The 22,136-nt window shown below is 71.5% G+C and carries 25 protein-coding genes, 1 tRNA gene and 1 pseudogene; 8 read left to right on the top strand and 19 right to left on the bottom strand.

Annotated features, from left to right (window positions below; all coding sequences use genetic code 11):
- Positions 1-15: 15 nt before the first annotated feature.
- Positions 16-291, top strand: a complete 276-nt coding sequence (locus ABZ714_RS20165) for a hypothetical protein (protein ID WP_358826628.1) — start codon at positions 16-18, stop codon at positions 289-291.
- A 9-nt stretch (positions 292-300) separates the two neighbouring features.
- On the opposite strand, the gene ABZ714_RS20160 is transcribed toward ABZ714_RS20165, so the two are convergent.
- Positions 301-804: a toll/interleukin-1 receptor domain-containing protein gene (locus tag ABZ714_RS20160; protein ID WP_358826627.1), complete on the bottom strand. Its 504-nt coding sequence runs from the start codon at positions 802-804 to the stop codon at positions 301-303.
- A gap of 268 nt (positions 805-1,072) precedes the next feature.
- Here ABZ714_RS20160 and ABZ714_RS20155 point away from each other — a divergent pair, with 268 nt between their 5' ends.
- From ABZ714_RS20155 to ABZ714_RS20140, 4 genes and pseudogenes are all read left to right on the top strand, one after another.
- Positions 1,073-1,942, top strand: coding sequence for a DUF2797 domain-containing protein (locus tag ABZ714_RS20155; RefSeq protein ID WP_358826626.1), 870 nt, complete (start codon positions 1,073-1,075; stop codon positions 1,940-1,942).
- A gap of 143 nt (positions 1,943-2,085) precedes the next feature.
- Positions 2,086-2,379, top strand: a pseudogene (locus ABZ714_RS20150) (winged helix-turn-helix domain-containing protein); the annotation flags it as partial.
- 165 nt (positions 2,380-2,544) lie between these two features.
- Positions 2,545-4,065 (top strand): DHA2 family efflux MFS transporter permease subunit, encoded by a 1,521-nt coding sequence (locus ABZ714_RS20145; RefSeq protein ID WP_358826625.1) that lies wholly within the window; start codon positions 2,545-2,547, stop codon positions 4,063-4,065.
- Positions 4,066-4,170: 105 nt separating this feature from the next.
- Complete coding sequence (locus tag ABZ714_RS20140; RefSeq protein WP_358826624.1) at positions 4,171-5,169, top strand: TetR/AcrR family transcriptional regulator C-terminal domain-containing protein; 999 nt, start codon at positions 4,171-4,173, stop codon at positions 5,167-5,169.
- A 64-nt stretch (positions 5,170-5,233) separates the two neighbouring features.
- Here the strand turns inward: ABZ714_RS20140 and ABZ714_RS20135 are convergent, their stop codons facing one another.
- A complete protein-coding gene (locus ABZ714_RS20135; RefSeq protein ID WP_358826623.1) occupies positions 5,234-6,901 on the bottom strand; it encodes an MFS transporter in 1,668 nt (555 codons plus the stop codon).
- A gap of 71 nt (positions 6,902-6,972) precedes the next feature.
- Positions 6,973-7,455: a MarR family transcriptional regulator gene (locus tag ABZ714_RS20130; protein ID WP_358826622.1), complete on the bottom strand. Its 483-nt coding sequence runs from the start codon at positions 7,453-7,455 to the stop codon at positions 6,973-6,975.
- 214 nt (positions 7,456-7,669) lie between these two features.
- Here ABZ714_RS20130 and ABZ714_RS20125 point away from each other — a divergent pair, with 214 nt between their 5' ends.
- The gene (locus ABZ714_RS20125; RefSeq protein WP_358826621.1) at positions 7,670-7,891 is read left to right on the top strand and encodes a hypothetical protein; all 222 of its coding nucleotides are present in this window, start codon (positions 7,670-7,672) and stop codon (positions 7,889-7,891) included.
- A 502-nt stretch (positions 7,892-8,393) separates the two neighbouring features.
- On the opposite strand, the gene ABZ714_RS20120 is transcribed toward ABZ714_RS20125, so the two are convergent.
- The 10 genes from ABZ714_RS20120 to ABZ714_RS20075 form a co-directional block, all read right to left on the bottom strand.
- Positions 8,394-9,470, bottom strand: coding sequence for an RNA polymerase sigma factor SigF (locus tag ABZ714_RS20120; protein WP_358826620.1), 1,077 nt, complete (start codon positions 9,468-9,470; stop codon positions 8,394-8,396).
- Positions 9,471-9,705: 235 nt separating this feature from the next.
- Positions 9,706-10,620 (bottom strand): RNA polymerase sigma factor SigF, encoded by a 915-nt coding sequence (locus ABZ714_RS20115; RefSeq protein WP_358826619.1) that lies wholly within the window; start codon positions 10,618-10,620, stop codon positions 9,706-9,708.
- Between the two features lie 367 nt (positions 10,621-10,987).
- A complete protein-coding gene (locus ABZ714_RS20110) occupies positions 10,988-11,281 on the bottom strand; it encodes a Dabb family protein (protein ID WP_358826618.1) in 294 nt (97 codons plus the stop codon).
- 82 nt (positions 11,282-11,363) lie between these two features.
- Positions 11,364-11,528, bottom strand: a complete 165-nt coding sequence (locus ABZ714_RS20105) for a hypothetical protein (protein WP_358826617.1) — start codon at positions 11,526-11,528, stop codon at positions 11,364-11,366.
- Between the two features lie 355 nt (positions 11,529-11,883).
- Entirely contained in the window at positions 11,884-12,324 is a 441-nt protein-coding gene (locus ABZ714_RS20100; RefSeq protein WP_358826616.1) for a PIN domain-containing protein, read from the bottom strand.
- Positions 12,309-12,557 (bottom strand): hypothetical protein, encoded by a 249-nt coding sequence (locus tag ABZ714_RS20095; RefSeq protein ID WP_358826615.1) that lies wholly within the window; start codon positions 12,555-12,557, stop codon positions 12,309-12,311. The genes ABZ714_RS20100 and ABZ714_RS20095 overlap by 16 nt, the downstream gene beginning before the upstream one ends.
- Positions 12,558-12,671: 114 nt before the next feature.
- A tRNA-Ser gene (locus ABZ714_RS20090) sits at positions 12,672-12,759 on the bottom strand.
- Positions 12,760-12,837: 78 nt separating this feature from the next.
- Positions 12,838-13,266 (bottom strand): tRNA adenosine(34) deaminase TadA, encoded by a 429-nt coding sequence (gene tadA, locus ABZ714_RS20085; protein WP_358826614.1) that lies wholly within the window; start codon positions 13,264-13,266, stop codon positions 12,838-12,840.
- A 65-nt stretch (positions 13,267-13,331) separates the two neighbouring features.
- On the bottom strand, positions 13,332-13,862 hold the full coding sequence (locus ABZ714_RS20080; RefSeq protein WP_358826613.1) for a hypothetical protein: 531 nt from the start codon (positions 13,860-13,862) through the stop codon (positions 13,332-13,334).
- Positions 13,863-14,055: 193 nt separating this feature from the next.
- Complete coding sequence (locus ABZ714_RS20075) at positions 14,056-14,325, bottom strand: hypothetical protein (protein ID WP_358826612.1); 270 nt, start codon at positions 14,323-14,325, stop codon at positions 14,056-14,058.
- 192 nt (positions 14,326-14,517) lie between these two features.
- Here ABZ714_RS20075 and upp point away from each other — a divergent pair, with 192 nt between their 5' ends.
- Positions 14,518-15,153 (top strand): uracil phosphoribosyltransferase, encoded by a 636-nt coding sequence (gene upp, locus ABZ714_RS20070; RefSeq protein WP_358826611.1) that lies wholly within the window; start codon positions 14,518-14,520, stop codon positions 15,151-15,153.
- 70 nt (positions 15,154-15,223) lie between these two features.
- Here upp and ABZ714_RS20065 read toward each other — a convergent pair whose 3' ends face one another.
- Both ABZ714_RS20065 and ABZ714_RS20060 read right to left on the bottom strand, forming a co-directional pair.
- A complete protein-coding gene (locus tag ABZ714_RS20065) occupies positions 15,224-15,853 on the bottom strand; it encodes a LytR C-terminal domain-containing protein (RefSeq protein WP_358826610.1) in 630 nt (209 codons plus the stop codon).
- A 170-nt stretch (positions 15,854-16,023) separates the two neighbouring features.
- Complete coding sequence (locus ABZ714_RS20060; RefSeq protein WP_003955420.1) at positions 16,024-16,320, bottom strand: type II toxin-antitoxin system VapB family antitoxin; 297 nt, start codon at positions 16,318-16,320, stop codon at positions 16,024-16,026.
- A 152-nt stretch (positions 16,321-16,472) separates the two neighbouring features.
- Here ABZ714_RS20060 and ABZ714_RS20055 point away from each other — a divergent pair, with 152 nt between their 5' ends.
- The gene (locus tag ABZ714_RS20055) at positions 16,473-18,011 is read left to right on the top strand and encodes a helicase HerA-like domain-containing protein (protein ID WP_358826609.1); all 1,539 of its coding nucleotides are present in this window, start codon (positions 16,473-16,475) and stop codon (positions 18,009-18,011) included.
- Positions 18,012-18,102: 91 nt separating this feature from the next.
- Here ABZ714_RS20055 and ABZ714_RS20050 read toward each other — a convergent pair whose 3' ends face one another.
- The 4 genes from ABZ714_RS20050 to ABZ714_RS20035 form a co-directional block, all read right to left on the bottom strand.
- Positions 18,103-19,635 (bottom strand): M20/M25/M40 family metallo-hydrolase, encoded by a 1,533-nt coding sequence (locus ABZ714_RS20050; protein WP_358826687.1) that lies wholly within the window; start codon positions 19,633-19,635, stop codon positions 18,103-18,105.
- Positions 19,636-19,858: 223 nt separating this feature from the next.
- Positions 19,859-20,479 carry an HhH-GPD-type base excision DNA repair protein gene (locus tag ABZ714_RS20045; RefSeq protein WP_358826608.1) on the bottom strand — a complete coding sequence of 207 codons (621 nt, stop codon included), beginning with the start codon at positions 20,477-20,479 and terminating at the stop codon, positions 19,859-19,861.
- 150 nt (positions 20,480-20,629) lie between these two features.
- Positions 20,630-20,950, bottom strand: coding sequence for a hypothetical protein (locus tag ABZ714_RS20040; RefSeq protein WP_358826607.1), 321 nt, complete (start codon positions 20,948-20,950; stop codon positions 20,630-20,632).
- Positions 20,951-21,121: 171 nt separating this feature from the next.
- On the bottom strand, positions 21,122-21,844 hold the full coding sequence (locus ABZ714_RS20035) for an HNH endonuclease (RefSeq protein WP_358826606.1): 723 nt from the start codon (positions 21,842-21,844) through the stop codon (positions 21,122-21,124).
- Positions 21,845-22,136: the final 292 nt, after the last annotated feature.

The following is a 22,136-nucleotide window of genomic DNA, read 5'->3' as shown; positions in this document are numbered from 1 at the left end:
ACCAAAGGGGGGCATGTGGCCGAGTTGTTTTTGATCATCAGCATCGTGATGGCACTGGTACTCGGGGCCGCCGGAGTGATCGCCCTGGTGGCCGGGCGGGTGGTGTTGCCGTGGAACGGGAAGGTGCGGCAGGCCAGGGTCTGGGGGGCCGGTGCCCTGCTGGCCGCCGTGGGTCTTGGGACCGCGCGGATGGTGACGTACGAGGTGACCGTGCCGCTGCTGCTGGGCGGGCTGCTTCTTCAGTTCCTGGGCGAGTTCTTCGGGGAGCGGCGGGCCCGGCAGGCCGGGTGATGTGGTGGGTCATGCCTCGGCCGGCGCCGGTGTGTCGAGGGGTATGAGGCGCGGGCACATCCTGGTCAGTTGGTCGGTCATGGCGGCCGTGTCGCGGTGGATGTGGCGGTAGTCGAACCTGAGGTACTGGAGACGCGCCAGGCGGGTCAGGGTCGGGGTGTGGGGGAGGGCGGTGGCGTCGAGGCGGGGGGTGTTCGAGAGCAGGACCGGGATCACGGTTCTGTCGTTCTCGAACGCCTCGGCCATTTCCCGGGTCACCCAGTTCTCCTCCGGGTCCGTGGCGCCCGGGCCGGTGGAGAAGTGGTTCCGCCATCCCGGGTCCACCACGGCGAGCAGGATCTCGCAGCGCGCCGCGGCGCCGAGGATCGCGTCCGGGTAGTCCGAGCCCGGGGGGATGGAGCGGGCGGCCCGGAAGACCCGGCTCTCCCCGAAGCGCTTCGACAGCAGTTCGTCGAGGAGGGCCGCCGCATAGGAGCCGCCGTCCTTGCGGTAGTTGAGAAATATTTGTTCCACTGTGCTCCTCTTTGCTGGGATGGCGTTTCCGAGTCTCTCCGGGCGGGGTTCTGCCGTCCTAGGGGGCGGTTTCGGACAGGGGTTCGGCATGGGCGTTCGTGGGGTGACGTGGGCGGGTAGAAGTCCGAGGGGGATTTCGGGCGGCTGGAAAGTGATGGGTCGGCGGGGGTGAGTCGGTTGCCTCGGGTACCCTCTGCGCTTTCGTGCTTGTGTTCGTTGTGGATGTTTTGGTCGTTGTGGTCGTGACCGCCGGTGCCCGGAGGTGCGTATGACGTGGCGATGCACGGGGCTCGGCTGGCCGCCCGAGGCGCGGATAGCGGTGTTGCGGTGGGAGGGCGGGCGGATCAGTCCGCTGACCGCGGGGAAGCGGCTGGGGTTCCGGGCCGAGGGGGAGCGGGTGTGTACGGGGGCGCGGGGGAATCCGTGTCCCGGGCGGGTGGTCGTGGCCGGGCGGGTGACGCGGGCCCTGTGCGGTGAGTGCGGGCGGCTGGACCGGGTGGGGTCGGTGGCCGCCGACGGGGTGCCCGACGATCCGCGGGTGTACCGGGTGTATCTGGCGTGGTTCGGGCCCGGGATGGTGAAGGTCGGGATCACCGCCGAGGAGCGGGGGCGGGTCCGGCTGCTGGAGCAGGGGGCCGTGGTGTTCAGCTGGCTCGGCCGCGGGCCCTTGATGGCGGCGCGGCGGACCGAGGAGGTGCTGCGGAGCGCGCTGGGGGTGCCGGACCGGGTTTCGTACGCGGAGAAGCGGGCCGTACGGGCCGCGCTGCCGGGGCACGCGGCGGAGCGCGCGGCCGAGGTCGCGGAGTGGTACGGGCGGGCCCGGGCGGTCGCGGGGTGGGGCGAGACCCTGGAGCCGCTGCCGTACGCGGCGGTCGATCACGCGGCGGCGTTCGGTCTGGAGCGGCTGGTTCCGGGGGCGCCCGTGGTGCGGGAGCTGGTCGACGGCGGGACCGTCGCGGGGACCCTGGTCGCTGTCGCCGGGCCCGATCTGCATCTCTGGGTCGCCGAGGAGCGGCAGATCGTGCTCGACACCCGGCTGCTGGCCGGCTGGTCGCTGGTCGGGGCCGATCCGGCCGCCGGGGTGTCCGTACCCCTCGCCGGGACCGGCGCCCGGAGCGTTCAGGACGGGCTGTTCTAAGGGGGCGGGGCGGACCGGGCGGGGTTTTCTCAGGGAATTCCCATCCTGCGACAAGGTCCTTCTGATCGGGGGCGCTTAGCGTCCGGTGCATGACGCCGACATCGCAGCAGACCCTCGCCCGCGGTACCCGGACCGTACGGCGGCTCACCGTCGGGGACCTGGTTCTCGACGAGGACACCCGGGAGGTGTGGCGCGCGGGTGATCCGATCCGGCTGACGGCGACCGAGTTCGCCCTGCTGCGGTATCTGATGCGCAATCCCCGGCGGGTGCTGAGCAAGGCGCAGATCCTCGACCGCGTCTGGTCCTACGACTTCGGCGGCCAGGCCAACATCGTCGAGCTGTATGTCTCCTACCTCCGGAAGAAGATCGACGCCGGGCGCCCTCCGATGATCCACACCCGGCGGGGGTCCGGGTATCTGATCCGGCCCGGGGAGTGAGCCTCGGGGAGTGATCCCCGGGGGTGAGCGAGGGGATCTTCTACGTCTCGCGGGAGCAAGCGGGGTGATTCGACAGGCGGCTCGAAAAAACAGTTATACGGCGTACAGGAACCCTTGTACGGTGTACGGGAACCGCTCCCCCACACCGCACCAGGAGGTGCCCCTATGGCTGTGTCCGCAACCTCGTCCGGGCCCGACGCCCCCCTGATCCAGCCCGGGGGCCACCCCCAGCGCTGGCTGATCCTCGGCGTGATCTCGCTCGCCCAGCTCGTCGTCCTGATCGACAACACCGTGCTCAGCGTGGCCATCCCCTCCCTCACCCGGGAACTGGACGCCTCCACCTCCGACATCCAGTGGATGATCAACGCCTACTCCCTGGTCCAGTCCGGACTGCTGCTGACCGCGGGCAACGCCGCCGACCGCTACGGCCGCCGGAAGCTGCTGCTCGCCGGGCTCTTCCTGTTCGGCGTCGGCTCCCTCGCCGCCGGGCTCTCCCAGACCTCGGGCCAGCTGATCGCCGCCCGGGCCGGGATGGGCGTCGGCGGGGCGCTGCTGCTCACCACGACCCTCGCCGTGATCGTGCAGATCTTCGACGACAGCGAGCGGATCAAGGCGATCGGCATCTGGTCGACCGTCAGTTCCCTCGGGTTCGCGGGCGGTCCGCTGCTCGGCGGCTTCATGCTGGACCACTTCTGGTGGGGCGCGATCTTCCTGATCAATCTGCCGGTGGTGGCGCTGGGGCTGATCGCCGTCGCCGCCCTCGTACCGGAGTCCAAGAATCCGCAGGGCGACCGGCCCGACCTGATGGGGGCCGTACTCTCCACCATCGGTATGACCGCCGTCGTCTACGCGATCATCTCCGGGCCCGACCACGGCTGGACCTCCGCCGAGGTACTGATCGCCGCGGCCGTCGGCATCGGCGTCCTGGCCGCCTTCGTCCGGTGGGAGCTGAGCATTCCGTACCCGATGCTCGATATGCACTTCTTCCGCAACCGGAAGTTCGTCGGCGCGGTCGCGGGCGCCATCCTCGTCGCCTTCGGAATGACCGGATCCCTGTTCCTGCTCACCCAGCACCTCCAGTTCGTCCTCGGCTACGACCCCCTGGACGCCGGTCTGCGGACCGCCCCGCTGGCCCTCGCGGTGATCGCCATCAATCTCACCGGCGGCGGCGCGCTGCTGGTCAGGAAGATCGGCACCCCCGCGGCCATCGCCATCGGCATGACCCTGGTCTCGGCCGGGCTCGCCTCGATCGCCCTCCTGAGCGACGGCGGTTACGGCGGCACCCTGCTCGGCCTGGTCGTCATGGGCGCCGGTGTCGCGCTCTCGATGCCCGCGATGGCCAATGCCATCATGAGCGCCATTCCGCCGGAGAAGGCCGGGGTCGGCGCCGGGATCAACGGCACCCTCGCCGAGTTCGGCAACGGTCTCGGGGTCGCCGTACTCGGCGCGGTCCTCAACGCCAGGTTCGCGGCGCTCGTCCCCGCGGCCATCGGCGCGGCCTCCCTGCCCGCCGCCCTCGCGGCGGCCGGAAACGACGCCGAACGCGCGGCCGTCGCCGATGCCTTCGCCACCGGTCTGGAGACCAGTCAGCTGGTCGGGGCGGTCGCCGTCCTGGTGGGCGGTCTGCTGGCGGCCGGTCTGCTGTGGCGCGCCGAGCGGCACGACCGCGTCCCGGCCGCGCGGTAGGGGCGGGCAGCGGAGGTGCGGAACGTGCGGATCGGGGAAAGCCGACGGCCGGGCGGTGCGCCTCCGCGGCAGCGCTACCACCTCTGCCGCATACCATCGACGGCGGTGACAGCGGCGGACCAAGAGAAGGAGCAGGGTGGTGTGATGGCGAGCGCGGCCGACGGGGGCGGAAAGTCCGACGAAGGTACGGGTACGGGTCCGGGGGACGGGTCCGAGGGCCCGGGTCCGGGTGACGGGTCCGAAAGACCGGGCGCCGGAGCCGGGGAGGGTTCCGGCGGGCCGGGCGGCGGGGCCGGAGCGCCGGACGGCGGTGACGGCGCGGCCAAGCCCCCTCTGCGTACCAGTGTGTGGCAGACCGACCAGAAGGCCGCCCGCGCCCGCCACCGCCGCTCCACCCTGGCCGCCACTCTCGACCGGACGAAGATCGTGGCGGCGGCGGTACGGCTGCTCGACACGGAGGGCCCCGCCAAGTTCTCCATGCGCCGGCTCGCCGCCGAGCTGGACGTCACCGCGATGTCGGTCTACTGGTACGTCGACAACAAGGAAGACCTGCTGGAGTACGCGCTCGACGCGGTCTACGGCGAGCTGCCCCTGCCGGACGTCTCGGATCCCGCCCGCTGGCGCGAGCAGCTGCGCGCCCTGAGCCTCGCCTACCGCACCCTGCTGGTACGGCATCCGTGGACCTCCGCACTCGTCGGCCACTTCCTCAATATCGGGCCGAACTCCGTTTCCTTCGTCCTCGCCGCCCAGCAGGCGGTACAGAACTCCGGACTGCCGCTCCGGGGGCAGCTCGGCGGTATGGCCGCGGTCTTCCAGTTCGTCTACGGCTTCGGCACGATCGAGGGCCAGTCCATGGTCCGCTCCGCCGCCGCCGGAATGACCGAGGACGAGGCCATCGCCGGTGCCATGCGTACGGTCGGCGAACTGCCCGAACTGGCCGAGTACGTCGCCGTCTCGACCGAGATGCTGGACGCGCGGGGCGGCAGCACCATCGCGGACATGCGGAACCGGGACTTCGATTTCGCCCTCGACCTGCTGATCGCCGGGATCGAGCGGATGGCGGAACGGGCCGGGGACGAATCGGCCGACCCCTCGGGGGAGTAGGCCGTACGGCAGAGGGGGCGTACGGCTTCGACAGCCGTACGCCCCCTCTGCCGGGTCCGCGCCCTCAGCCGCGGGTGTCCGTGCCCTCAGCCGCGACGGCCGCCGGTGTCCGCGCCGGACGCCGACCGGAATCCGTCTCGGTCTCGGTGTCCGCGTCGGTGTCGGTGTCGGTGTCGGTGACGACCGTACGCGTCTTCAGCGGCACCTCCTTGATGAAGACCGTCACCAACAGCGCCAGCAGGGCGAACGGCGCCGAGTAGAGGAAGACATCGGCGACCCCGTGGCCGTACGCGCTCTCCATCACCGCGCGTACCGGACCCGGCAGCAGATCGAGGTCCGGGATCCCGCCGCCCGCCGCGGCCTGCCCGGCCGCCGCGCCCTCGGGGCCCAGGGCCGTAAGACCGTCCTCGACATAGCCGGTGACCCGGGTGCCGAGGAGCGCGCCCAGCGCCGAGACACCGATCGCGCCGCCGAGGGAGCGGAAGAAGGTGACGACCGACGACGCCGCGCCCAGCTCCGACGCGTCGACCTGGTTCTGGGTGCAGAGCACCAGGTTCTGCATGGTCATCCCGATCCCCAGACCGAGGACCGCCATATAGACGGCGGTATACCCGTACGCGGTGTCGTACCGGATCGTGCCCAGCAGACCCAGCCCCGCCGTGGTCAGCACACCGCCGATGACCAGCCAGGACTTCCACCGGCCGGTCCGGGTGATCAGCCGTCCCGAGACCGTCGAGGAGAGGAAGATCCCGGCGATCATCGGGATCGTCATCACCCCGGACATCGTCGGCGACAACCCCCGGGCCAGCTGGAAGTACTGGCTGAAGAAGACCGTGCCCGCGAACATCGCGACGCCGACGAAGAGCGACGCGACCGAGGCGAGGGCGATGGTCCGGTTGCGGAACAGGTGCAGCGGGATGATCGGCTCGCCCGCCCGGGACTCCACCCACAGGAAGGCCGCGGTGAGCAGCGCCGTACCGCCGAGCATGGCGTACGTCTGCCACGACGCCCAGCCGAACGAGTCACCGGCGAAGGTCACCCAGATCAGCAGCAGCGATACGGCGGCGCTGATCAGTGTGGCCCCGAACCAGTCGACCTTGACGTCGCGGCGCTTGACCACGGGCAGCCGCAGGGTCCGCCGCAGCACCACCAGGGCGAGCAGGGCGAACGGCACACCGGCGTAGAAGCACCAGCGCCAGCCGAGCCAGGAGGTGTCCGTGATCACCCCGCCGAGCAGCGGGCCGCCGACCGTCGCGATCGCGAAGGTGGCACCGAGATAGCCGCTGTAGCGGCCCCGCTCCCGGGGGGCGATCATCGCGGCCATGATGATCTGCGCCAGGGCGCTCAGACCGCCGACGCCGATGCCCTGGACGACCCGGCAGGCGATCAGCGCACCGGTACTGGTCGCGAGTCCGGCGGCGACCGAGCCCGCGATCCAGATCAGCAGGGCTATCTGGACCAGCAGCTTCTTGCTGACCAGATCGGCCAGCTTGCCCCAGAGGGGCGTGGTCGCGGTCATCGACAGCAGGGCGGCGGTGACCATCCAGGTATAGGCGCTCTGGCCGCCGCCGAGATCCGTGATGATCTGCGGCAGGGCGTTGGAGATGATCGTGGACGACAGGATCGCGACGAACATCCCGATCAGCAGGCCGGAGAGCGCCTCCATGATCTGCCGATGGGTCATCGGGGCGCCGTCGTCCCCCGTCGCGGCGCTGTGGGTGGTCGCTGCCATGGCCGTCCTCGTCCGTCCCTTCGGGTGGAGTGGTGGGTGGGTGGGTGATGTGGGGTGGGGGTGTTCGGGGGTCAGCGCGCGGGCGCCGGTGTCGGTGGCGGTACGGAGGCGTCCGCCGGGCGGCAGTCGCGGGTGAAGGACTCCCGGAGCCGTTCGAGCATCGCGATCAGTTCGCCGATCTCCGGATCCGACCAGTCCGCCAGCCGTCCGGCCAGCAGTTCGGCGCTCCGTTCATGGAGTTCGCCGAGCTTGGCCCGGCCCTCGGGGGTGAGCCGGAGCAGCCGGGAGCGGCGGTCGCCGCCCGGGTCGGTCGCCCGCTCCACCCAGCCGCGGTCCACGGTGTGGGCGACATGCCGGCTGGTCACCGACATATCGATGGCGAGCAGCTCGCAGAGCCTGCTCATCCGCATCTCGCCGTGCCGGTGCAGCAGGGAAAGGGTGGCGGCGGGGCCGGACGGACAGTCGGCGGGGAGCGCGCGCAGCAGACCGCGCCGCAGGGCGCCGATCGAGTTCAGCTGGCGGGCCAGTTCCGCGTACCGGGTCTGAGCGGCCATGGTCCGGGTTCCTCCCCTGATGAAAGCCGGCCGGAGCCGATGAAAGTACGCCAATGGTTGTTGCTTAGAGCAACCATAGGGTGAGTGGTTGCTCAAGGCAAATTAAATGGCTTCGCGGCCGGCCTCGCGGGAGTGAAGAACTCGCCAAGGAGGGGCCGGTGGGGCGTGGCCGGGGGCTTGGGCGGCCACGGCCGGTTCGCTAGGGTCGGGGCCCATGGCAGACAACCCCCAAGCTCCGCACGGCCAGGGCCCCGAGGGTGCGTACGACCCGGCGGGCAGTACCCAGATGTTCCGCGCGTTCGTCGACGATGGGGCGCCGGAGGGGCGGCGGCGGGACGCGGCCCCCGAGCGCTCCGGCTCCCGGATCGGGCTGATCGCCGGGGTCGTGGTGGCGCTCGCCGTCCTCGGCGGGGCGCTCTGGCTCGCCCTGGGCTGAGCCCGCGTCGCCGTTCCCGGCGTATGCCGTACCGGTACGCGCCGTCCTGACGGCGGCATGCCCCGTGGGGGTGGCTCCGGCCGATGCCGTGCCGGTGCCGATACGGATGTGCTGCGGCTGCCGATGCCCGGGACCCCCGCCCGGTCTCGATTCGCGTGCCGGGCGGTACGCGCGGCGCGGCCACGGACACCGGGTGCGACCCGTGCCGTCGTGGCACGACGGGCCGGAAGCGGAAACGGCCGGTCGAAGGCAGGCGCCGGCAGGCGCCGGCAGCCGGTCGACGGGCCGTCAGCGGGCCGTCGACCGCGATCCGGACGGATGCGGCGGACGGTCTGCGGGCGACCAGTCGATCAGGCGCTCGACGCGGCTCGGTGAGGGTCGGTGGCGGTCGGCGGGCCGGGCGCCGGTCGGGCGCTCGGCCGAACGGTCACAGGGGCGCGGTCACACGGTCACGCGGTCGTACGATCGCCCGGCGCGCGGCGCCCGCCCACCCGGTCGGGGGTCAGTCGGCGGTCAGCCCCTGACGGAGCTGGGCCAGCGTCCGCGTCAGCAGCCGGGAGACGTGCATCTGCGAGATGCCGACCTCCTCGCCGATCTGCGACTGCGTCATATTGGCGAAGAAGCGCAGCATGATGATCTGCCGCTCACGGGGCGGCAGTTTGGCCAGCAGCGGCTTCAGCGACTCGCGGTACTCCACCCCCTCCAGCGCCGTGTCCTCGTACCCGAGACGGTCCGCCAGGGAGCCCTCGCCGCCGTCGTCCTCCGGGGAGGGCGAGTCCAGCGACGACGCCGTGTACGCGTTGCCGACCGCGAGGCCGTCCACGACCTCTTCCTCCGACACCCCGAGGACCGCGGCCAGTTCGGGCACGGTCGGGGAGCGGTCGAGGCGCTGCGCCAGCTCGTCGCTCGCCTTCGTCAGCGCCAGCCGCAGCTCCTGGAGGCGGCGCGGCACGCGGACCGACCACGAGGTGTCGCGGAAGAAGCGCTTGATCTCACCGACGACCGTGGGCATCGCGAACGTCGGGAACTCCACACCGCGTTCGCAATCGAAACGATCGATCGCCTTGATCAGCCCGATCGTGCCGACCTGGACGATGTCCTCCATCGGCTCGTTACGGCTGCGGAAGCGGGCCGCCGCGTACCGGACGAGGGGCAGATTCAGCTCGATCAGGGTGTCGCGGACGTAGGTGCGCTCCGGGCTGTCGCCGGTGCCCTGGTTGTCGAGGGCGCGCAGCCGCAGGAAGAGGGAGCGGGACAGCGTACGGGTGTCGATGGCGTCCGACCCCGTTGAACCGCCTGAACCGCCCGGGGCTTCGGCGGTTCGGGACGCGGCAGCCGCGGAATCGGCGGAGTCCGCGCCTGCGGCCTGATCGGCCGTCTCGGCGGCGGGACCGGCGGCCGGTTCGGCGCCCGATCCGGTCGCCGGCTCCGGCACGGGCCTTGTGAGCCCTGCCAGTTCCGGCATCGCCGTCAGCTCCGGCAGCCCGGTCAGCGCTTCCGACCCGGAGCCGGACGCGGACACGGACACGGACGCGGGCGTGCGCGTGAGCACCTTCGAGCTGCCCTGTTCTGCGGACATGCCACCCCCTAGAGGTCGCGGTCGGTCGCGGTGGCCGCGACCAACGGAGGAACGCAGCCTGCCCCTGAGATACCGGCGGGAAGGCTGCGGCAAACGCGTCACCCGCAGAATGTCACATGTCGGCAACGCGCTGAAGTGACAAGTCGACATGGAGGAAACGAATCAACGCAGGAAGCGGGGGGTGCGCCGATGGCGACCCGTACGGATGCCTCCGTACGGTCTCTACCCGTTCCGGCTAGCTCTCGATCCTGTTTGCGGATCGCAATCGGGCGAAGCTCCGGGCGAGGAGTCTTGACACATGCATCTGAGACACCCCCAGCTCCTGGCTGATCTGCGACTGCGTCAGATTGCTGTAGTAGCGGAGCATCAGGATCCGCTGCTCGCGCTCGGGCAGCTGTACGAGCAGATGGCGGACGAGGTCGCGGTGTTCGACCCCGGCCAGCGCCGGGTCCTCGTAGCCGAGCCGGTCGAGCAGGCCGGGGAGGCCGTCGCCCTCCTGGGCGGCCTCCAAAGAAGTCGCGTGGTAGGAGCGCCCGGCCTCGATACAGGCGAGTACCTCGTCCTCGCCGATCTTCAGCCGTTCGGCGATCTCGGCGGTGGTGGGGGTCCGGCCGTGAGCGGTGGTCAGATCCTCGGTCGCGCCGTTGACCTGCACCCACAGCTCGTGCAGCCGCCGGGGGACGTGCACGGTGCGCACATTGTCCCGGAAGTATCGTTTGATCTCGCCGACGACCGTGGGCATGGCGAAGGTCGGGAACTGTACGCCCCGGTCGGGGTCGAACCGGTCGATCGCGTTGATCAGCCCGATCGTGCCGACCTGGACGACGTCCTCCATCGGCTCGTTACGGCTGCGGAAGCGGGCCGCCGCGTACCGGACCAGCGGCAGATTCGCCTCGATCAGGGCGCCCCGGACCCGGGTGTGCTCGGGGGTGCCGGGGACGAGAGTCTTCAGCTCGCCGAAGAGGACCTGGGTCAGGGCGCGGGTGTCGGCGCCCCGGCCGCCGCCCTGGGGGCGGGCCGCGGATTCTGGGCCGGGGATGCCGGGTGATCCGGGGGTGCTGGAGGTGCCGGGGTCCGTCCCGGAGCCGGACGGGCCGCCGGGCTCCCCGGTGGCCCCGGTGCCTTCGGTGCCGGGACCGGCGTCGGGCACCGGTCCCGGACCGGGCACCGCCCCGGGACCGGGTACGACCCCCGGTCCCGGCACGGCGGCGGGCGGGCCGGGAGCGGGCGGACCGGGGGCGCCGCCCGGCGGGGCGGCGGCCGGACCCGGGGCCGGGTTCGCGGTCTGGGGCGGCGCCTGACGAGGCGCGGTACTGGCCGGCACGATGACGCCACCCCTTCGCGGTCAACTACGGTCAACTCATCCGTCAAAAGCGGTCATAGCATCACAAGACATGTCCACTGTGTGCAAGCACCTGATAAAGCCGTGTTGAAGGCAAGTTGGGGTTCAAACCTGGAAAAGCCCCTTGCCTCAGAGGCAAGGGGCGTCTTCGTAGGGGTGAGTCGTGGCGTACGGCTCAGATCTCGTAGTCGGCGATCACCCAGGTGGCGAACTCCCGCCACTGGGCCGCCGCGGCCTGGTGAGCCGGGTGCTCCAGATACCGCTGGAGCGCGCCACGGTCGGCCACGGCGCAGTTGATGGCGTAGTCGTAGGCGATGGGGCGGTCGGAGAAATTCCAGGCGCACTCCCACTGCGCGATCTCCGGCACCTGCCCGTCGAGCGCCTCGAACGCCGCCGCGCCCGCGGCGACCCTCGGCTCGTCCCGTACGACGCCGTCGTTCAGCTTGAACAGCACCAGGTGGCGGATCACGGGACTCCTCGATCGGGTCGTACGACACGGACGGACGGCCGCACCGCCCCCGGCCCGGCCCCGGCTGCCCGGGGCGCCGGACTCAGCCGACGAGCCCGGACATGAAGTCGCCGACGGACTGCGCGGCGTCCGATATGGCCTCGAAGCCTATCTGGACCAGGTCCGCCGCCTTCTCGGGGTCCGTGATGATCGTGTACAGCACGAAAACGATGACGAGATAGAACGCGATCTTCTGCACGTTTGCCATCAGCTCCGCCTTCCCGTCCGCTCCCGTACGCGCCCCGGCGGCGCGGTCGCGGAAGTCTAACCGAGCCTTTATGGACCAAGGACCTGTGGAAGCGGGCCCTTTGCCGACCGGATCGGACCGGAAGGAGGAGCAGGATGGTCGGCAGTGCCCGTACGGATCTGGCAGGAATCCGCCCGGGCGCGCGACCGGCCCGTGCCAGGGGCCGCGCGGTCCGCAGCTTCCCCCGATCGCGGCCCGCGCCCCCGACCGGCGCACACCGGTCGCCGCCGGGGGGAGCGGCTCTCCCCCGATGCCGCTTCCCCCGACCTTCTTCCCTCTCGTGCCGGACCCCGCGTAACGGCCCGCCCCGGCCGCGTCAGACCCGGATCCACTCCACGGGGGTGCTGCGGGTCACGGATGCCGCATGGCAGAGCTTCGGGATATGGGAACCATCGGCGGAGACCACCTTCGCGGGGCCGCCCGAACCGGCGGCGGTGGCGACCACGATCGCGTCCACGACATTCTCGTGACCATCCAGTCCGGCGTCCTCGAGAAGGCGGGCCGCGGTATCCGCGACGGCCTCGGTGACGGGGACGACGGTGAGCCGGGAGCGGAGCCAGCGCAGTCGGTCCGCGGCCCGCCCGGTGCGGCGGACCTCGGCCAGACTCACCGTGGAGATCGCGGCAGCGTACCCCTCCGACTCCGCCACCTTCAGCATCAGCGCCATCCGGCGGTCCTGATCGGCCAGCAGGGACAGCGGCTGGGCGTCGAGGAACAAGAAGGAGCGGGGGAAAGCCAGGGCTACTCGCCGTGCCATGTGCGGCGGGCCTCCTCGATCTCTTCCGGAGTGAAGGCGCCGTGTTCGTCCTCGTACCCCTGGACGATCTCCCTGGTCTTGGTGAGAGCGAGGGCGTGCTCGACGGCCTCGGAGACGAAACGCGAGAAACCCCGCGCGCCCGTGCGGGCCTCTACTTCCCGTGCCAGCGACTTGGGGATCGTGACGGACTTCTTGACGGTCGTCTCGTCCGGGGGTGTGTGCTCGATAGCCATAAGAGCATTGTCCTACTGCAAGTAGGATTCTTCCAGTCGTATCCGCGAGTCCGTTCCGGATACGCAAAACGCCCTCCCGGAGAGTGTTTCCACAACCCGGGAGGGCGTCAGAAGCGGTAGCGGTGGGATTTGAACCCACGGTGACGGGTTACGCCACACTCGCTTTCGAGGCGAGCTCCTTCGGCCGCTCGGACACGCTACCGAGGGAGAGCTTAGTACACGGTGGGGCCATCGCCGAAATCGGTATCCGGGGCCGTCCGGACCGGGGGCGGTGGTGGGGTCAGCGGGTGCGGAAGAAGGCGGTCAGGGGGGCCGCGCACGCCTCCTCCAGGACGCCCGTGATCACTTCGGGGCGGTGGTTGAGGCGGCGGTCGCGTACGACGTCCCAGAGGGAGCCGACCGCGCCCGCCTTCTCGTCGCGGGCGCCGTAGACCACCCGGTCGAGCCGGGACTGGGTGATGGCGCCCGCGCACATCGTGCACGGCTCCAGGGTGACCAGCAGCGTGCAGCCGGTCAGCCGCCAGCCGGGGCGGGACTCGGCGGCCCGGCGGATCGCCAGGATCTCGGCGTGGGCCGTCGGGTCGCCGGTCAGTTCCCGTTCGTTGTGCGCGGTGGCCAGGACGCGGCCGTCGCCGTCGAGGACGAGGGCGCCGACCGGGACGTCGCCCGCGAGTGCCGCGCGTTCCGCCTCCGCGACGGCGAGCCGCATCGGTGCTTCCCAGGGGGCTCGTACCGGATCCCGTACGGGCTCCGCCGGCCGTGCTGCCGAACTCACTAGCGGACGGCCTCCAGGACCTCTCCGGCGCCGAGGGCCTCCGCGATCTCGCCGAGCGCGTCGTCGCGCAGGGCGAGCAGCTCGGGCTCGGTGATGCCGAGGTCGGTGAGGATCCGGGCGTCGCCGACCGGGCCCGCGGGGGCCGCGCCCTCGGGGTCGTCCCCGTCGCCGTCGGCGCTCTCGGGCTCCGGCTCGCCGTCCTCGGTGCCGTCGAGGTCGAGTGCGTCGAGGTCTTCGGCCGGGTCGTCCTCGTCCCCGCCGAGTACCTCCTTGGTCAGGATCTCCCCGTACGAGGAGCGCGCGGCCCGGGCCGCGTTCGAGACGAAGACCCGGGGGTCCTCCTCGCCCTCCACCCGCAGCAGGCCGAACCAGGCGCCCTCCTGCTCGATGAAGACGATCACCGTCTCGTCGTCGGACGCGGCTTCCCGGGCCAGATCGGCCAGATCGGCCAGGGTCTCCACATCGTCGAGCTCTGTGTCGCTCGCTTCCCACCCGTCATGAGTGCGCGCGAGCAGTGCGGCGAAGTACACCGTGACTCTCCCACTGATCAGAGGTGTGACGACCGGCGGCGTGGCATAGGTGCCCCGCCCCATCGGAATCGTGGCAGAAACCCGGGCTCCGCGAGAGGTCTTCCGTCGTTGCGTCGGCCACCAGTTCTTTTTCCGCCCGGCATCGGAGTTACCCGGTCGGGGGCCCGTTCCGGCCTGCCCGGCGGCTTCCCGATCACCAGCGGAAGGTGCGCATCCGCATCTGCTGGCGCATCCGCGCGGCCCGCGCGCGGCGCGGCTGGACCCGCTCCCGCAGGGCCTTCGCCTCGTGCAGCTCCCGCAGAAACGCGGCCCGGCGGCGCCTGCGGGTCTCCTCCGGCTCCCCGGTGCCGTCCCCGGCCTCGGGATCGGCCTCGGCGGCCGAGATCCCGGCGGCGTCTTCGAAGGCGTCGCCGGGATCTCGGCCGCCGACGGGCCTCCGGCCGGGGGCGTCCCCGCAGTTCATCACCGGTTCGTCCCCTTTCTCTGCTTCCTTCGTGTTGCGTTTCCCATCCGGGGCCGCGCGTCCTTCGCGACCGGGTTCCGGCACGGTTCCTCACCGCCCAACGGCTCCGCCGATGCCTCGTATGCCTCCACCTTCCCCCGCTCACCTCGGTTGATGCGAGCCGGGTCGCGGTGCCGGGCTACTGTGGAGGACATGCGGATCCACGTTGTCGACCACCCCCTGGTGGCGCACAAGCTCACGACGCTGCGCGACAGGCGCACCGACTCCCCCACCTTCCGGCGGCTCGCCGACGAGCTGGTCACCCTGCTCGCCTACGAGGCGACCCGGGACGTGCGCACCGAGCAGGTCGACATCGACACCCCGGTGACCACCACGACCGGGGTGAAGCTCTCGCACCCCCGGCCCCTCGTGGTGCCGATCCTGCGGGCCGGGCTCGGCATGCTCGACGGCATGGTGCGGCTGCTGCCCACCGCCGAGGTCGGCTTCCTCGGGATGATCCGCAACGAGGAGACGCTGGAGGCGTCGACCTACGCCACCCGGATGCCGGAGGACCTGTCCGGCCGGCAGGTGTACGTACTCGACCCGATGCTGGCCACCGGCGGCACGCTGGTCGCCGCGATCCGCGAGCTGATCCAGCGGGGCGCGGACGATGTCACGGCCGTGGTGCTGCTGGCGGCGCCGGAGGGCGTCGAGGTGATGGAGCGCGAGCTGGAGGGCGCGCCGGTGACGGTCGTCACGGCCGCGGTCGACGAGCGGCTGAACGAGCAGGGCTACATCGTGCCGGGGCTCGGCGACGCGGGCGACCGGATGTACGGCTCCGCGGAGTAGCGGATCCCCGAGGGTTCGGTGGTACGCGTCATCACCTGGCGTACCACCGAACGCGCCGCCCGCCCGGCCGTCAGCAGGCCGGTGTGCGGGCCGGGTTGGCCAGGGTCGTCAGGGCCTTCTCCGCCGCCGGGCGCGGCGCCAGTGACGTGTAGGCCGTACCGATGATCAGGTCGACATCGGCCGTGCTCCTGGTGTCCGTCCTGGCCGTCGCCCCGGGCAGCTGGGTTCCCAGCACATTGAACGGGCCCTTCACGGCGCCGGGCGCGCCCAGCAGCAGTCCGGCGCCCGGGATCTTCTTGTCGTAGGCGGCGGTGGCGTTGCCGACCTTGCCGATGGTGAAGCCGCGGGCCTTCAGTTCCTCCGCCGCCGCCTTCGCGAGACCGCCGCGCGGGGTCGCGTTGTAGACGTTCACGGTGATCTGGGCGGGTTTCAGGGTGACCGGCGTCTTCGGAGGCGCCGACGGCTTGCCCTTCGCGGGGACGCAGCCCGCCTTCCGGGACGCCGTGGTCTCCTTCTCGGAGCCGCCGGAGAAGGCATCGATGAGCTGCACCGTTCCCCAGCCCGCCAGTCCGAGGGCCACCACCGCGGCGATCGCGACGACGACGATCCTGCGGCGGTTGCGGGGACGGCGCATCCGGGGGTAGACGTCGCCCGTGATGCGGTACTTTCCCCCCATCCCGGGAGGAGTCAGCATGCTCATGGGCGCAGCGTAGTGCCGTCCGGACGCCGTGCCTACAAGATGATCTACGGGTTGCGCCCGTACGGCCCGGGAATGGGTCCGAAAGGCCCAGTGGGGCGCCGCCGATCGGGAACGCCGGGCGGGCCGCCGCCGCGCCGTTCCGAGGGGTGAACCGGGCGGCGGGCCGCGGGTCAGCCCAGTTCGAGGACGCGGGCGTGCAGCACCTGGCGCTGCTGGAGCGCCGCGCGCACCGCGCGGTGCAGCCCGTCCTCCAGATACAGATCGCCCTGCCACTTCACGACATGCGCGAAGAGGTCGCCGTAGAAGGTCGAGTCCTCGGCGAGCAGCGTTTCGAGGTCCAGCTGGCCCTTGGTGGTGACGAGCTGGTCGAGGCGGACCGGACGCGGGGCGACGTCCGCCCACTGCCGGGTGGATTCCCGGCCATGGTCGGGGTATGGCCGGCCGTTTCCGATGCGCTTGAAGATCACACGGAAAGCCTACCGGTCAAGCCCCTCCGGGCGCAGCCATGGCGGGCCGGTGCGATCCTGGGCGAAGGCTGACAAACGAGGAATCCGCCGGGGAAAGCCGGGGGAAAGCCCGGCGAGAGCCGGGGAAATCGGGGGGACGACAGGGGTACGAGATGACCGACGACGGTACGGCGGAGCCGGTACGGCGGATCGCCGAGGGATACGCCTTCGACGGCCCGGCGCTGGAGCTGGGCGCGGTGCTGTGGGACGGGGTCTGCCGCGCCGACGCGCCGGTCCGGGTGCCGCTGGCGACCCTCAACCGGCACGGTCTGGTCGCGGGCGCGACCGGTACCGGGAAGACCAAGACCCTCCAGCTGATGGCCGAACAGCTCTCGGCGAGCGGCGTTCCGGTCTTCCTGGCCGATGTGAAGGGCGACCTGTCGGGGATCTCGGCGCCGGGCGAGCCGAACGACCGGGTCCGCGAGCGCTCCGCCGATGTGGGGCAGGAGTGGCGGCCGGGGGGCCGTCCGGCGGAGTTCTACGCGCTCGGCGGGATCGGTACCGGGATCCCGGTCCGGGCCACCGTCACCGACTTCGGCCCGGTCCTGCTGGCGAAGGTGCTGGATCTCAATCCGACCCAGGAGCAGTCCCTCGGGCTGGTCTTCCACTACGCGGACGCCAAGGGCCTGGAGTTGTACGACCTCAAGGACCTGCGGGCGGTCGTCGCCTTCCTGGTCTCCGACGAGGGGAAGGCCGAACTGCGGACGGTCGGCGGGCTCTCGGCGGCCACGGCCGGGGTGATCCTGCGGTCGCTGACCGCCTTCGAGCAGCAGGGCGCGGGAGGCTTCTTCGGCGAGCCCGAGTTCGACACGGCGGAGTTGCTGCGGACCGCGCCGGACGGCCGGGGCGTCGTCTCCGTACTGGAACTCCCGGCGGTCCAGGACCGGCCGCGGCTGTTCTCCACCTTCCTGATGTGGCTGCTGGCCGATCTCTTCCAGGATCTGCCGGAGGTCGGCGACGCGGACCGGCCGAAGCTGGTGTTCTTCTTCGACGAGGCGCATCTGCTCTTCACGGGCGCGTCGAAGGCGTTTCTGGAGTCGGTCACGCAGACCGTACGGCTGATCCGGTCCAAGGGCGTCGGGGTCTTCTTCGTCACCCAGACCCCGAAGGACGTGCCCGCCGATGTGCTGGCGCAGCTCGGGAGCCGGGTACAGCACGCGCTGCGGGCGTACACCCCGGAGGACGCCAAGGCGCTGACGGCGACGGTCCGGACCTTCCCCAAGTCGCCGTACGACCTCGAAGAGGTGCTGACCGGTCTGGGGACGGGCGAGGCGGTGGTGACCGTACTGGGCGAGTCGGGCGCGCCGACACCGGTCGCCGCGGTCCGGCTGCGGGCGCCGGAGTCGCTGATGGGGCCGGTCGATCCGGCGGCGCTGGACGCGGCGGTGCGGGCCTCGGCGTCGTACGGGAAGTACGCGCGGGCGGTCGACCGGGAGTCGGCGTACGAGAAGCTGACCGCGGCGCCGTCGGCCCCGGCGGAGCCCGAGCGGCAGCCGGAGCCGCGCCCCGAACCGGCCGAACCGGAACGGGAGTCGCTGGTCGCGCAGGTGGTGGGCAGCGGGGTCTTCACGACCCTGGCCCGCTCGGTGGGGACCCAGCTGGGGCGGGAGATCACCCGCTCGCTCTTCGGTACGTCCCGGCGCAGGCGCTGAGCCGGGCCCGTAGCACCGGGCCCGGCAGCCGGTTGAACGTTCCTTCCGGCGGAGGCGCGTTCGGCGCCTCCGCCGGAAGCCGTGCGGGGTGTTACTCGGTCACGACCGCGTGGCCGTCGCGCAGTCCGCCGCTGCCGGACTGGCCGCCGTTCGGACCGGCCGGGGGAACCGGCTTGGTGAGCGAGCTGATGTCATGGGCGTAGGTACCGGCCGCGTTGGCGATGATGCCGATATTGATCCGGAACGCCTTCATGCTGATGTTGCTCAGGTCGTCGCCCGCGCCGTGGTAGTTCGGGTCGTACGCCACACCGGCGGTGCCGCCGAACTTGGCGGCCTGGGCGGCCGTCTTCTTGACCTCGGCGCCGGTGAACGTGCCGCCCGCCGGGATGCCGATCTCGATGAACGGGCCGTAGTCGGAGCGGCCGGTGAAGTCGGTGCCCTCGTGCGGGGTGTTCCGGCCGTCGAGGAACTTCTGCATGTCCCGCTCGATCTGCGCGGAGCCCTCGGGGCCCGGGCCCGCGCCCACGCCGTCCGAGTTGTCGCCGTCGTAGAGGAAGATGCCGTAGTTCGGCGAGGCGATCATGTCGAAGTTGAGATACGCCTTGATCTCCTTCTTGCCGAGGGAGCTGAGGCTCGCGACATACGCCTCGGAGCCGAGCAGACCGTTCTCCTCGGCGCCCCACCAGGCGAAGCGGATCTTGTTGGTGGGCCGCTTCTCGGCCTTCGCCAGCTCCTCGGCGACCTCCAGCAGACCGGCGGAGCCGGAGCCGTTGTCGTTGATGCCCGCGCCCTCGGAGACGCTGTCGAGGTGGGCGCCGAGCATCACCGTGTTGGCGGCGTTGCCGTGCTTGGTCTCGGCGATCACATTGCGGGTGGTGCGGGTCTCCTGGAGCTGCCGCACGTCGAGCGTGACGCGCACCGGTCCGCCCGCCAGTTCGGCGGCGAGCCTCTCGCCCTCGGCCAGGACCACACCGCCGGTGGGGATCTTCACCCCGGCCGGGTCGCCCAGGGTGCCGCCCATGGAGCCTTCGGTGTTGTTGAAGATCAGGGCGCCGACGGCACCCGCGTCGGCGGCCGTGGCCTGCTTCTGCGCGAAGGTGCAGCCGCCGCGCTTGATCAGCGCGATCTTGCCGGTGAAGGTGGCGGAGGCGTAGTCGGCGGGCTCGCAGCCGGTGGTCGCGTCGACCGGGACGGCGGCCAGGTCGGCGGTGATGCCGCCGACCGGGGTGGACTTGGTGTAGTCCATCGCCACGACCCCGACCGGGCGGGGCGTCGGGGAGACGACTTCCAGCTTCTCGGCCTGCGTCTCGATGTACGGGAACTGGAACGTCTGGTACGAGACGTTGTAGCCGGACTTCTTCAGCTGCTGGAACACATACGCAGCGGAGGCGTCGTAACCCAGCGTTCCGGCGGCCCGGTTGCCGGTGGTGTCCGATATCTGCTGGAACTTCTCCAGGTGCTCGAAGGCGTCGTCGGCGGACGACTTCTTCACCAGCTTCGCCGCCAGCTTGGCGGCGCCGCGGGTCTCCCGGTCCTTCGGCGTATGGTGATCGGCCGTGGCGGCGGGCGAAGCGGAGGCCAGCAGCAGCGGGGTCGCGAGTGCGGCGGCGGCCAGAGAGGCCACGGCTCTGCGACGGGATGCCTTCACAGAGTTCCTTCCCGTAATGGACATGTCGAACGGGAAGCTAGCCGGGGAGGTGTGCCCCTGGGAACGTCTGTGCTTCAACTCACTTCCCGTGGTGTGGCATTGCCACACTTCACCCTTCCCGGAATGGCTTGTTCCTTGTGCCGGTTGCGGCCGGGTTCGCCCGACCGGCCGCACCCCGGGTCCGGAACGTCCGTTTCCGTCACCCTTCCTTCGCGGCCTTCGCCGCCCGCTTCGCCTCCTGCTTGTGGGCCCGGACCTTGGCGAGTGACTCGGGTCCCGTGATGTCGGCGGCCGAGCGGTAGGAGCCGGCCTCGCCGTACGCCCCCGCCGCGACCCGCCAGCCCCGGGGCCGTACCCCCAGTTGCTTGCCCAGCAGGGCCAGGAAGATCTTCGCCTTCTGCTCGCCGAAGCCGGGCAGCGCCTTGAGCCGGGCCAGCAGTTCGGCCCCGTCGGCGGCGCCGGTCCACAGGGCGGTGACATCGCCCCCGTACTCGTCGACGAGGAAGCGGCAGAGCGTCTGGACCCGCTGGGCCATACTGCCCGGATAGCGGTGGACGGCCGGTTTCTCCTTCAGCAGCTCCGCGAAGGCCTCGGGGTCGTAGGCGGCGATCTCGGCGGCGTCGAGATCGTCCCGGCCCATCCGGGAGGCGATCGTGTACGGGCCGGAGAAGGCCCACTCCATGGGCACCTGCTGGTCGAGCAGCATGCCGACCAGGGCGGCCAGCGGGCTGCGGCTGAGCAGGGCGTCGGCTTCCGGCTGCTGGGCGAGGTGGAGGGAGTGGGCGGGGGTCCCGGCCGCCCCGGTGCTGTTGGCGCTCATGCACTCGATGGTCACCCGGCGGGGCCCCGGCCGCCAGCGGCGCGTGGGCGGGGGCCTTCGCGCGGCCGGGCGTACGGCTCGCGGGGGTACGGCACCGGGGCCCCGCCGCCGTGTACGGCGGGACCCCGGTGGTCGACGGGCCCGCCCCGGTCAGCGGTGGTGGTGCGTGACCGGCAGGATCTGGGCGTTCTCCAGGATCACCGCGTGCTCCAGGACGTCCTCCGCCGGGTCGTCCAGCTCGATGTGGTCGACCGAGATCAGGGTGAACTGATCGCCCTCGCGGGAGGAGTCGGCGGCGGCCGGCTGGACGGGGATCGCCACCGCCAGCGCCGTCGCCCCGAGGGCGGTCAGCAGCAGCCGGGCCCGCCGGGGTCCCTCGGCGCGGGGCCGCCGCGCGGGGGTGCCTTCGGGACTGCTCTCGGGGGTCCGCTCGGTGGTCGGCTTCACTATCGGCATGGTCACCCTGGTCATCTCTCCGCCTCCGGGAGCCGTGCCGGTGCGGCACGGACATCTGTTCTCGGTCGGTTCACGGTCATCCGTTCACCGGGTGTATCCGCAGAACCGGCCCCGAGGTCACGGTGTACAAGCAGGCGAGCACACAATTCACTCGTTCGGCGGTAGGAAAAAGCGGGCGGATGTGGATCAGACGGATGCGAGGCGGCGGATGACACCGGTGGTCTCACAGGAGTTGTCGGCGAAGAGCTTCAGGACCTCGTTCTCGTTCTTGTCGACGGTCAGACCCCAGCGGAGCTTGGTCGCCACCCAGTCGCCGATATAGCGGCAGACGGCGTCGGGGTGCGGCGGCAGCCAGCCGGCGATGTCGGCCTCGGCCCGCTCGCGGACGGTCCGCGCGGTCACCACGTTCAGGCTGGGGTACGCCGCCTGGTCGTTGGCGTACGCCTCCCGGCGCTCGGCGGTCCACGCCTTCGCGCCGGAGCCCCAGGCCTCGGCGAGCGGCACGGCGTGGGCCACGGCCAGGGCCTGGAGATCGGTCGCGGACTGGTTGTCGTAGGGCGAGACCCACCGGCCGCCGCGCAGGGCGCAGCCGCGGGAGACGGCGGGCTGCTCCACGGCCTCCGCGATCAGCACCTCCTCGCGGGTGGTGCAGCCGTCGGCGGGGTCGAGGCCCTGGTTCCAGCGGGGGAAGGCGGTGTCGGCGTAGCCGGTCCGGTCCTCGTCGGCCTCGACCAGCAGGGAGATCGCGTCCTCCAGTTGGTAGACCTGGTCCGACGAGGAGGGGGCGAGGGGCGCGGCGGTCGCGGCCGGGGAGGTGAGGAGCAGCGGTGCGACAACGACAACGACAACGACAACGAGGACGAGGGCGGCGGCGACGGCGGTCGTGCCGCGGACGCGATGGTCGGTCATGCGACGGTGATAGCGCCTCGGAGGGGGTCCGGGCCGCACCTTGCGGGGCAAGACGTCCTTCCGGGTGGAAAGTTGAGCCCGGAGAGGTGGCGTTCGGTACGGCGCCGGCCCGTACAGCTGTCCGGACGCCCGCCCGGGGGGTGCCGGGCGGGCGTCCGGGGCCGTACGGGCCGACGGGTGCGGGGCCGCGGCGGCCGGGCGTGGGCCCCGGCCTCACCGGCCTCACCCGACTCACCGGGCCTCGGGTCCGGGGCGGATGACGCCCCCGGCGACGGGGTGTCGGACGGTTCGG

It is taken from the genome of Streptomyces sp. NPDC006798 (genome assembly GCF_040635975.1).
Lineage (GTDB): Bacteria > Actinomycetota > Actinomycetes > Streptomycetales > Streptomycetaceae > Streptomyces.
The sequence above is the reverse complement of the archived record's forward strand: the minus strand, read 5'-3'. Positions and strand labels throughout refer to the sequence as shown.